The organism is Salegentibacter tibetensis (assembly GCF_020164485.1).
Taxonomy (GTDB): Bacteria; Bacteroidota; Bacteroidia; order Flavobacteriales; family Flavobacteriaceae; genus Salegentibacter; species Salegentibacter tibetensis.
This window is the reverse complement of the sequence record NZ_JAIQZA010000025.1, coordinates 55,187-65,093: the sequence shown is the minus strand read 5'-3', so window position 1 is coordinate 65,093 and position 9,907 is coordinate 55,187. Positions and strand designations below refer to the sequence as shown.

The 9,907-nt window shown below is 33.1% G+C and carries 10 protein-coding genes; 4 read left to right on the top strand and 6 right to left on the bottom strand.

Annotated features, from left to right (window positions below; translation table 11 throughout):
* The first annotated feature begins 71 nt into the window (after positions 1 to 71).
* Complete coding sequence (locus LB467_RS13215; RefSeq protein ID WP_224474518.1) at positions 72 to 500, top strand: hypothetical protein; 429 nt, start codon at positions 72 to 74, stop codon at positions 498 to 500.
* A 134-nt stretch (positions 501 to 634) separates the two neighbouring features.
* On the opposite strand, the gene LB467_RS19450 is transcribed toward LB467_RS13215, so the two are convergent.
* Positions 635 to 745, bottom strand: coding sequence for an L-histidine N(alpha)-methyltransferase (locus tag LB467_RS19450; RefSeq protein WP_224474520.1), 111 nt, complete (start codon positions 743 to 745; stop codon positions 635 to 637).
* Between the two features lie 227 nt (positions 746 to 972).
* Between LB467_RS19450 and LB467_RS13205 the strand changes: the two genes are divergently transcribed.
* Positions 973 to 1,656, top strand: a complete 684-nt coding sequence (locus LB467_RS13205) for a Crp/Fnr family transcriptional regulator (protein WP_224474517.1) — start codon at positions 973 to 975, stop codon at positions 1,654 to 1,656.
* Between the two features lie 267 nt (positions 1,657 to 1,923).
* Here the strand turns inward: LB467_RS13205 and LB467_RS13200 are convergent, their stop codons facing one another.
* Positions 1,924 to 2,655, bottom strand: a complete 732-nt coding sequence (locus tag LB467_RS13200; protein WP_224474516.1) for a flavodoxin family protein — start codon at positions 2,653 to 2,655, stop codon at positions 1,924 to 1,926.
* Positions 2,656 to 2,990: 335 nt separating this feature from the next.
* Between LB467_RS13200 and LB467_RS13195 the strand changes: the two genes are divergently transcribed.
* Positions 2,991 to 3,686 carry a TIGR04283 family arsenosugar biosynthesis glycosyltransferase gene (locus LB467_RS13195; protein ID WP_224474515.1) on the top strand — a complete coding sequence of 232 codons (696 nt, stop codon included), beginning with the start codon at positions 2,991 to 2,993 and terminating at the stop codon, positions 3,684 to 3,686.
* Positions 3,687 to 3,708: 22 nt separating this feature from the next.
* On the opposite strand, the gene LB467_RS13190 is transcribed toward LB467_RS13195, so the two are convergent.
* Both LB467_RS13190 and LB467_RS13185 read right to left on the bottom strand, forming a co-directional pair.
* Complete coding sequence (locus tag LB467_RS13190) at positions 3,709 to 4,605, bottom strand: alpha/beta fold hydrolase (protein ID WP_224474514.1); 897 nt, start codon at positions 4,603 to 4,605, stop codon at positions 3,709 to 3,711.
* Positions 4,606 to 4,863: 258 nt separating this feature from the next.
* Entirely contained in the window at positions 4,864 to 5,946 is a 1,083-nt protein-coding gene (locus LB467_RS13185) for a DUF2652 domain-containing protein (protein ID WP_224474513.1), read from the bottom strand.
* A 1,131-nt stretch (positions 5,947 to 7,077) separates the two neighbouring features.
* On the opposite strand from LB467_RS13185, the gene LB467_RS13180 reads away from it, so the two are divergent.
* Positions 7,078 to 7,884, top strand: coding sequence for an inositol monophosphatase family protein (locus tag LB467_RS13180; protein WP_224474512.1), 807 nt, complete (start codon positions 7,078 to 7,080; stop codon positions 7,882 to 7,884).
* 214 nt (positions 7,885 to 8,098) lie between these two features.
* Here the strand turns inward: LB467_RS13180 and LB467_RS13175 are convergent, their stop codons facing one another.
* Both LB467_RS13175 and LB467_RS13170 read right to left on the bottom strand, forming a co-directional pair.
* A complete protein-coding gene (locus tag LB467_RS13175) occupies positions 8,099 to 8,314 on the bottom strand; it encodes a hypothetical protein (protein WP_224474511.1) in 216 nt (71 codons plus the stop codon).
* Between the two features lie 245 nt (positions 8,315 to 8,559).
* Positions 8,560 to 9,528: an ion channel gene (locus tag LB467_RS13170; RefSeq protein WP_224474510.1), complete on the bottom strand. Its 969-nt coding sequence runs from the start codon at positions 9,526 to 9,528 to the stop codon at positions 8,560 to 8,562.
* Positions 9,529 to 9,907 lie beyond the last annotated feature (379 nt).

Sequence of the window (9,907 nt, the reverse complement as noted above, 5' to 3'; positions counted from 1 at the left end):
TGATTTCCCTGAAGCAGTAGCACTTCAGAAAAAATCCTAATCTTCGTAATTTAACTTAAAACAATATCACTATGCATAATCATAAAATTAACTGGAAGAACGCAATACTAGCTGGGGTAATTGGAACATTCGTTTTTGACCTGGTAGGATTTTTGTTCACTGGACAATGGTGGGATATTCCCACCTTACTAGGAGCTAAAACAGGACTGGGATTGGCTTACGGAGTAATAGGTCACTTTTCCAACGGGATTTTACTTGCCATTCTTTATGCGGGTATTGCCCCATCCCTATGGGGTCCAGCATGGGCAAGAACATTATTATTTGTGACGGCAGAAACGGTTGCACTTGTATGGCTGTTTATGTTTCCTCTTCTTGGTGCCGGTATAGCCGGAACGAAAATGGGAGAAATGGTTCCTTTCATTTCTTTGTTGAGACATATAGCTTACGGAGTTCCTCTTTATTTATTAATCCATAAATACAACGCAAAAAATATAGTTTGATAACCTGAACTTCCTCAGAAATTAATTAATGAGCCGGGTAAATATTTTATGGGTGTTTTAATATAGTAAATGAATCTATTGTGTAATTAAAGGGGGGAGATCTAAAAATTTCACCCCTTTTATTTATAAGGAATTTAAAATGGATAAAAATTTACTGATAGCTCATCACCTTTATAATCATAAAAGTATTTGGATTTTAAATATTTTGGAGTGGTTGTCAGTCCCTGAACAACATCCTTAGCAATTCTGAATTAATTAGACGAGAAATTAATTTTGCCATTTTATTTGTCATTAAATAGTAGTTTAATCCCAATGAGAAGAAGCTGGAATACAGCTCTTTGTCAAATTAAGAAACAGCTGCATTTTGATTTGTCAAAAAATTGACATTGCTATTTTTTTTACAAAAAAATTAAGAAGAATTTGCGACAGTTATATTTATCTTCAATGAATATTCAATAATGTTTACACACTGATGGTCAAGAAATCAAAAGTTTGGTATCTGGAAAATTTCAATTTCTTTTCTGAATTGGATATGGAAGTGAGAACATTCATTTGTCAAAATACCATCATGAGATCCCTGGATAAAGGTGAAGTTGTGTATTTCCAGTTTGATCCTTCTAACAGTGTTTATTTTTTAAAAGAAGGAAAAATTAGAATCTCCAAATTTGCTCATACGGGAGAAGAATTCCTTATTGGCATTTTGGAAAAGGGCGAAATATTTGGAGAATCTTCTATTACGGCTAGTAAATATAGAAAAGAAGCAGCAATTGTGGAAGAGAAAGGGACTTACTGTGTTATGAAGGAGGAAAAATTCAAGGAATTATTACTGATGGCTCCGGCTCTAAACCTGAAATTTAGTCAAATGCTTGAGGAAAAGTTAGAAAAAGCTCAAAAGCGCTTACAGGACTTGTCCTGCAAAAATAATCAACAAAGAATCATAGATTTTTTAAAAGAAACAGCCGCTCTTTCTTCCAAGAGTCATAACGGGGAATTGATAATTGATAATTCCCTTACCCATCAAAAAATTGCCCAGCTTACTTGCACTAATCGGCAGGAAGTATCAAGCGTTTTAAGCCTTTTGAAGAAAAACAAAATTATTGATTATAACCGTAAGACTATAAAGATCTTAAAACTACACGCACTGCAAACTTCATAATTTACCACTTCATCTCTTGAATGTTAATTATCCACCATGGGATTAGCGTTTAAAAAACTAATCGCAAATATGCAGTCTTAATTCTATATGCTGGTTTAAGAAAGCCCACAAAACAATTAGTAAATATTTTACTCATTTTTCGGAAGTTGATGAAACCTTTCTATGCATAAGTTATAAAACAATTTATGTAAAAAGAAAAGGGAAGCAAAAATTGATTCCCTGGTTTATTAAACTTTTTATCTTTTGTAAAAAATTAGCAAATAAAAACTATCTATATTCTGGATTTTCAAAATTCCATCTGGTGCCGTCATCCCAGTCAGTTCTAGAATTTCCGTAGGAAGGATACCCATCATTATCTTTTAGTATTTTGGCCAAGTGAAGTAAATTATAGGTCATAAAAGTAGTGTTCCTATTAGTGAAATCAGAATCATAACCAACTGGAGGATTCCTTTTCTCACCATTCCATTCTTTATCTCCATAACTTGGTCCCGGTCCAACCTCTCCAATCCACCCAGCATCTGCCTGGGGCGGAATACTGTATCCTAAATGCTGAAGGGCATAGAGCATACCCATGGCACAATGTTTTACTCCGTCTTCATTTCCTGTGATAAGGCATCCACCAACTTTTCCATAATATACATATTGACCTTTATCATTTTGATATCCACTCATTGCGTATAAACGTTCTATTAGTTTTGAAGCGACTGAAGAACGCTCACCCAGCCATATTGGTGTTCCTATCACCAAAATATCTGCCGCAATTATTTTTTTATAGAGTTCGGGCCAATCGTCCTCCCGTTCTCCTTCTTCGGTCATATCGGGTTGAACGCCTATCGGTACCTGATAATCGGCTAAACGAATGGCTTCTACGTTTACCCCCTCAGATTCCATAATTTTAATAGAAACATCCATTAAATTACGAGTGTGACTTTTTGTGGGAGATTTTTTCAATGTACAGTTTACGAATACTGCTTTTAAATCAAAGAAATCATTTTTCATAACTGGTTAGTTAATTTATTCACATTTTAGTTAAAATAAAACATTTTTTTTAAATTTTCAGTTGTTTTTTATCACAAAATATTATTGATAAAACTTATATTTCTTTAATGTAAAAGCTACTTAATCCAGGGATATTGGATTACTTTACCATCTAAATTATTAGTATTAAATGCAAATAGAAATAATTTACTGACAAACTCACTTTTTACTGTATTTTTAAAAGTTTTTATGAACAAAATCTATCCATATCCTACGACAGCTAACATTCATAAATCACTATTTAGACAGAGACTCGTAGAGCAGTTAAAACCCTGGATGAAAACAATCATTAAAAAATGGTACAGGTTCAAAACATAAAAATAAGCATAATCATCCCGTGTTTGAATGAAGCCGGTTTTTTAGAAAAAACAATTGAAAATTGCCTGAAGCTCCAGGGTAATTTTGAAGTTATTGTTGTTGACGGTGGAAGCAGTGATAATACGGTAAGTATTGCCAGAAAATTTTCAGACGTAAAGACTTTTTCTTCGAAAAAAGGCAGAGCCAACCAAATGAATTTTGGCGCGAAAGAAGCTGAAGGAGAGGTTTTATTGTTTTTACACGCTGATACGTTACTACCTGAAAACACCTATAGCTTAATAACAGAACAGCTTGAAAAATCCAGACATATAGGGGGTAGCTTTAGGCTAAGATTTGATAAATCACATCCCGGACTTAATTTGTATAGCTGGTGTAGCCGTTTTAGCCTGGAATTTTTCACCTATGGTGATCACGCTTTTTTTGTGAAAAAAGAAATATTTAAATCAATTGGCGGCTTTAAAACAATTTCATTTATGGAAGATATTGAAATTCAAAAAAGGCTAAGACAAAATGGAAAGTTTAAAAAATTACAAGCTTATGTTTTAACTTCGGGACGAAGATTTGAGGAAAATGGAACAACCAAGCAATTAGTGCTTGATGTTTTTCTGGTATGCCTTTACAACTTATCTGTATCTCCAAACCAATTGAAAAGATTTTATAGTGACCACAGTTAAATCCTCCTTATTATTCTCAATATTACCTGGGAAGCATTTGCTTAGATCGTTGAATAATTTCTTCAAGTTTTGCCACTATTCCCATCGGTTTCTCTTCCTGTAAAAAGTGACGTGAACTTAGTTGATGAATTTCAGACAGTCCCGCTACTTTTTTAATTTCCTGCCCATGGTGATCAAGTGTAAGGAACGGATCATCGGCACCCCAAACTGCCTGTATCGGATAAGGCACATTTTGTACTGCCCTATAGCATAAACTTCTAAATTCTTCTGAATCATCAAAATTTTGCATCAGTTTTAAGAATGCATCCCCTCCGTCATCACGCTTTAAAATATCTATATAAGCGTTAATCTCATTCTTAGGAATTTCCGAACTATCATTCACCCCCATTTTATTAAACATTAGTTGCCAGGTAAGATGTTTTAGGGTTGCCAGTTCTATCTCACCTAACACAGGTTTTTCAAAAGGTCGCATTGGCAATGGTTTTTTAAAGTTTACCACATCTATCCACGTATTAAGAATAGTAAGCGACAAAATCCTATCCCGGTTTTCTGCAGCTAGCGCAAATCCTACAGGGCCGCCAATATCATGAATTAGTAGGTGATATTTATCCAAACCTAAACTTTTAGCTGCTTCGGCGCAAAATTTGGCTAAAGAAGGAAAAGAATAATCAAAATCTTCCGGTCTGTCAGAAAAGCCCAAGCCCGGAAAATCAATAGCCACTCCCCTATATCCTTTTTCGGCCAAAGCCGGAACGATTTTCCGGTATAAAAAAGAAGAAGTGGGTACGCCGTGTAGACAAAGTACAGCTTCTCCATTACCCTGATCAAGGCCAAAACATTGAATGCCGTTAACATTAAAATATTTCCCGGAAGCTTCATGCTTCTCAATAACCGTTTCAACAGATTGCTTCTCACTCATAGCATCAAATTTACCCTAATTTACTAAAAATGAATACGATGTGTATAATATCCAATTGAAATTGACCCACTAGACAATCAATTTAGGAAGAGTTTATGATTTAGAGTGATGAAATTAACCATCTCTTTTCAAAAAATGATTTACTTAAATTACCGGACAGAAAAGTTATAGGATACTCTATATTTTTGAAAAAAAAATAAGATGAATTGGTTATCAAAATAATTCTGATTTCGAATACAAGAATATAATATCTTATTCCTAAAAACTATGCACATCTACTTCTTCCAGCTTTCTTAATTTATCATTCCACCTGGTTCCCAGTTTATTGTAAATAGATTTTCTTATTATTTTCCCCATCCAGTTTAAATTCACATAATTAAGAACTTTCACTCTCGTAGAATTATGATCTAGCTTATCTAAAAGAATATAAAATCTGTAATTATTAGCCATCGGTAAATTAGAGGTACTTTCACCGTAAGAAAGATCTGCCTCGCTATCTATCCCCACAGTTTCAAATTTCATTTTTTGACTTCCAATGATGCAGGTATGATTTGATCCCGACCTGTTTACCTGGGTTTCATCAAAAGTAATTGCAGTTAACGAGCTATCCCAAAGTTGCCTGTATTTAAAATTGCTTATAAGTTCAAATGCTCTTTCGATAGGTATCTGGATATCCCGCTCTATAATAAAATCAGCTTTTTCATCAATTAGAATGTTATTTTTTTCTGATTCCTTTTTAATCGGAGTTTTATAAGTGTTTAGGTCTTTATAATAATAAGGAAGAATATGGATGTCATACTTACTTTCTATCTTTTTGAAACCTGATATTTCTGGATCTAGATTTAAATAATTAAGCGTTGGACTGGAAAAAAGTAAATACTCATCAAGCGGCACATCATTTTTGAGCAAACGATGTATACGATTAACATCCTGCCCATAGGGTTTCCTTATATCTTTTACACGAATAAAATCAAATCTTCCTTTATGCATCAAAAATTTGATTCGAAGATTAATAGCTGTAGAACAAGCCCCGCAATCGCAAATTCTTTGATGCTCATATTTATGAAGATGCTCCCTAAAACCATTTAACATGGCTGTCACTTGGTTTTCGACTTCTGAAAATGATAAAATTCTTTGCGAATACATAAAAAGAGCATCGCCTTCCACTTCAGCCAATTTCATATCCAATACATTATTGTCTAATAGAATTTCCAGTAATTCTGAAATGATATGAATGCTATGTTCAATAGCGGTATTCTCCACGAATTGAGAAAACCCACTAATATCTGGAATAAAATAGAAAGCCTGATCGTTTTTAATCGCCGGGTAATTTTTTTTCATCTCCTATAATTTTGAATTGCTATAAGATCTTTTAAGTTGGTGAATAATATTTTCTTGATAAAATGTATTAGCCGCTGTTTTAGCTGTAATCTTACAATGCCAGTTGATCTAAGTTAGAAAAGGAAGCCCGTCTGATAAAAATTACATTATTGCATTTATTCCATTTCCGGTTGTTTTTTAATTTCAGCAATATCATTTACTTCCCGGCCGTTGTTTTACTACCATTTTTATAATACAAAAAATCTGAACTTAGAAGTTATTCCGCATTGCATAAGCGAGTCATTCTTTCTTTTTATAAATGCTTACTAATTCTAGATCAAAAAATCTATGAAATCAATTCAAAACAACATCGTTGGAAGCGAAATAAACTACCATAAAGAAAGGAAAAGCACAAAAAAGGTACTGGCATTTACCTTACGACCTAGATAAAGTGGTGCATTCTCTTATTTGAAAATTTTCATTTACTCTTTTCTAAACTTCTCTGTCTTTGCATAGTTAATCATATCATCCTAAAAGTTGCCTATTCGGTTACCTGGAGAAAAGAAAATTAAGGAAAGTACTGCATTTATTGGTATTACTGGAGGGACCAAATAACCCTGTCATCCCGACTTTTATACAACACATCATTCTTGGAAGCCCTGTAAACACAAGGCTTTTTTATTTTCTTGTTTTTCTTTGCTACAACATTTACTACAACAAAAAAATGCGACGATTAAAAGAACTAACTCAAATTAACGAAAATGAACTCGTAATTAGAGAATGAAAATTCACTGGAGTGACCATAGAAACTGTTCTAAACTCTTAGGTCATTATAAATTGTCAATAACTCAAATATATGCAAGAGTGTTAGATCAAAAGATTGCAGATGATATGAATCTTCTTTAATCTAAATTGTCTGTTTTCTTATTGGCAAAAGAAAATCAGAGAAATTCTTAATAATTTTGAAAATAAGGTTGAGGTAATGTCTCCGACTAAAAAGTTAGCAAAAATTGCATAGACTATAAGTTGTTGCTGAAAAAACTTACCTTTTTAATCATCCTTAAATCTTTTATTATATACGGTAATGCTTGGTGCTTTTGATGATTTTATTACATTGAAGGTAGGCAGAAAACCGTTTTTAAAAAGATGTGAATGACAGAAATTGAGCAGGCGATAAGATTAATCCAATGTGCTGGTAAAGAAATTCTAAGATACCGGGATACCCATACAGGCAACCGATCTTTTAGTCAAAGGTGTGAAACGGAAAGTTATGAAGTTTTAAAAAATCTCCTTTACCGAACCGGACTTCCGATAGTATCTAAATTTAATAATCCTGATTTTGATATCCGAAAGGACTGGGAAGAATTCTGGTTAGTATCTCCGTTACTGGGGAAAAAAAGTTTAAAGGAAGGAAAAGATGATTTTGCAGTTTCCATTGCAAAAATTAGCCGGAAACGCCCGGTTCTGGGAATTATTTATGCTCCTGCAGATAAGGTTCTATTTATAGCAATTAACAATAAACCATACAAGATTAAAAATTTCTCTTTTGGAGAAAATGAAGATAAAACCTTGTTGTTGCAAGAGAAGAATTTAATTAGAAAGCCAGTTGAAGGTTTCTTTTTGAAAATTTTAAAAAGTAAAAACCTAATGAATAAAAAAACCGAAAAATTCCTGGAAGATTTCAAAGCTTATCAGGAGGGTTCCTTAAAGGAAGTGGTTGATCAAAGCCCGCTAAAATTATGCGGAATTGCGGAAGGAAAATATAACTATTATCCTCATTTAAAACCCGTTCCTGAATGGGAGATTGCCGCTTTTGATGCCCTTATAACGGCAAGCGGTAATATGATGACCAAAAAAGATGGAATCCTTCCTTTAGAATACAATACTGAGAAGCTAAAATTACCTGCTTTTATTGCCAAAAGTAACTTTCAATTTGATTCAACAGAATTAAACCCATAAAGTGTGTAATTAAATAATTTATTGAGATAAAAACTGACAAATAGCTGCCAAAATAGGATATCGATGAGACTCAGAAAACACTAAAAAGAAGTGATAGAAAAATTAATGAGAAAATCACATTGAAATTTAGGTGATTGTTTTTTCTATCATATGCCGCTCAAAGCGATTAAGGGTTTACTTTTTAATACCATCGCTTGTTGACTTCTGAAAGTTATTAGCTGTTTTTAAGACCTGGAATATCTTTCATAACTCCATTTTCAGATTTACCTAAAATAATGACTTCTTTGCTTTCTTTATATTCTTCGATAGCTAAAAGCAATTGCTCTTTGGTATCCCTTCGGATTTTTATTCCGGTTCTTTGGTTTTTATTCCGAACCTCAATATAATATCCATCTCTCAAATCTTTAGCTTTTGTAGAAGGTCTGCCCATAATTACTGTTTAAAAAAATAGTGGTTTAATGATAATATTTTCTAATTGCCTCAAATAACAGGCCAAATCGAAAGGGAATGTTAAGCTTTTTTTCTCATATATTTCATCTTTTTCAAGAATTTTCTTAGTAATATGGTAGATTTTGGGCTAAAGCCGAAAAGCTGTCATTGAAATTTTACAACAGATTGTTTTTATAATAGACGAAACCGCTTTAACAGAAATGAATTACCATGGAAATTTGTGTTTCAACTTTTAGAAAAAACATCTTCCCAGGTAAAATTTTCACTTCTAAATAGTCCTTCAACTATAATCCTACGCTTTCTTAGTTCTCTTACAGTTTCCTTGGATTCTAAAGAGGGAAAATCATAAGAATCTATCGTGATTCTTCCTAACGACAGATTTGAGGTGAAATTCTTTTCCATATCATCTAAAAAACCTGACAAAGAAGAGCGTAATAACTTTAACTCCTCCCGGTAATTCCCACTATCATTTGAATAAAGTATAATGGTAACTGCTTCATCCAATCTAGCAATGTTGATACTTAAACTATCCTTTTCCTTACTTTGTCTATAAAAATGAACCACAGGATATGCGTGATGATTCACTGAATGTTTATCTATTAATTTCTGTAGCTCTGAGATTTGTTGATAACTGAACGATGAATCAAAACCCAAAATGTTTTTTGCAATTTCCTGAGGAGTTTTCCCTAAGTTATAAATATTTTTTGACAAAGTTCTCTTATTTACGAGCGCAGATGAAACTGAAAGGAAATAAGTCATCGAACTTGTAAAAAAAATAAAACCAAAAAAAGAAAAGGAACCGGTTACCAGTTCAAATATTGGAGAAGTTGGTGTAAAATTTCCCATTCCGAGGGTTGAAAGCGTATAACTTGTAAAATAAAGACGTTCCCAATGGTTTGCTACTCTGCCACTGCTATTGGTAATACCTTCGGGGTTAGAAGTGTAAACCAGAAAAAGTCCAACCCATATTAAGAGAAGCCAGGTAAACAGAATCATAAGATTCACGGATAATCCATTATAATTATATGCTTTTCTTCCAAAGATCTTTACGCAAAATTCAATTATCTTATCAGTTAAAATAGAAATATTACTGGAAACGAATCCGGCTCCATTACCTGAAAGAGTGGTGAAAAAAAAGTCATGAATTGCTACAAGCAATAAAATAATTCCAATAAATAATAATACCCCAGACATCTATTGATTCTTCTAAATTTTTGTTCAGGATCATAAAACGAAAAGGTAATTGTTGGCCTAAAACATCTTAGATTTTCACAATACTAAATATAAAAATTATTTCAGTAACATACTTCCTATTTTTAATACGGCTCTCGTTGTTTCGCCTCCTAAATAAAACAAAAATGCAGATAGCTCCCTTTTTACTAATTGCGACACCTCTCCTATCGATTTTAAAATATACCAACAGGTCAACTTTGGCCTCAATCCTATGAGCTATTTTGAAAATTTTAACCAGGTATAAGATGAATTTTGGTTGGAATACCAACCTGCCGGATAATTCAAATTTTGAAAATAAAAAACCTGGCAAACAGGTGTTGAACATGTTGCCGGGAAAACA

Bases quoted from the DNA above. Each gene is read 5' to 3' on its own strand.
- LB467_RS13170 (WP_224474510.1), bottom strand. From the start codon at position 9,528: ATGTCTGGGGTATTATTATTTATTGGAATTATTTTATTGCTTGTAGCA.
- LB467_RS13195 (WP_224474515.1), top strand. From the start codon at position 2,991: ATGGTACAGGTTCAAAACATAAAAATAAGCATAATCATCCCGTGTTTG.
- LB467_RS13175 (WP_224474511.1), bottom strand. From the start codon at position 8,314: ATGGGCAGACCTTCTACAAAAGCTAAAGATTTGAGAGATGGATATTAT.
- LB467_RS13180 (WP_224474512.1), top strand. From the start codon at position 7,078: ATGACAGAAATTGAGCAGGCGATAAGATTAATCCAATGTGCTGGTAAA.
- LB467_RS13205 (WP_224474517.1), top strand. From the start codon at position 973: ATGGTCAAGAAATCAAAAGTTTGGTATCTGGAAAATTTCAATTTCTTT.
- LB467_RS13190 (WP_224474514.1), bottom strand. From the start codon at position 4,605: ATGAGTGAGAAGCAATCTGTTGAAACGGTTATTGAGAAGCATGAAGCT.
- LB467_RS13185 (WP_224474513.1), bottom strand. From the start codon at position 5,946: ATGAAAAAAAATTACCCGGCGATTAAAAACGATCAGGCTTTCTATTTT.
- LB467_RS13200 (WP_224474516.1), bottom strand. From the start codon at position 2,655: ATGAAAAATGATTTCTTTGATTTAAAAGCAGTATTCGTAAACTGTACA.
- LB467_RS13215 (WP_224474518.1), top strand. From the start codon at position 72: ATGCATAATCATAAAATTAACTGGAAGAACGCAATACTAGCTGGGGTA.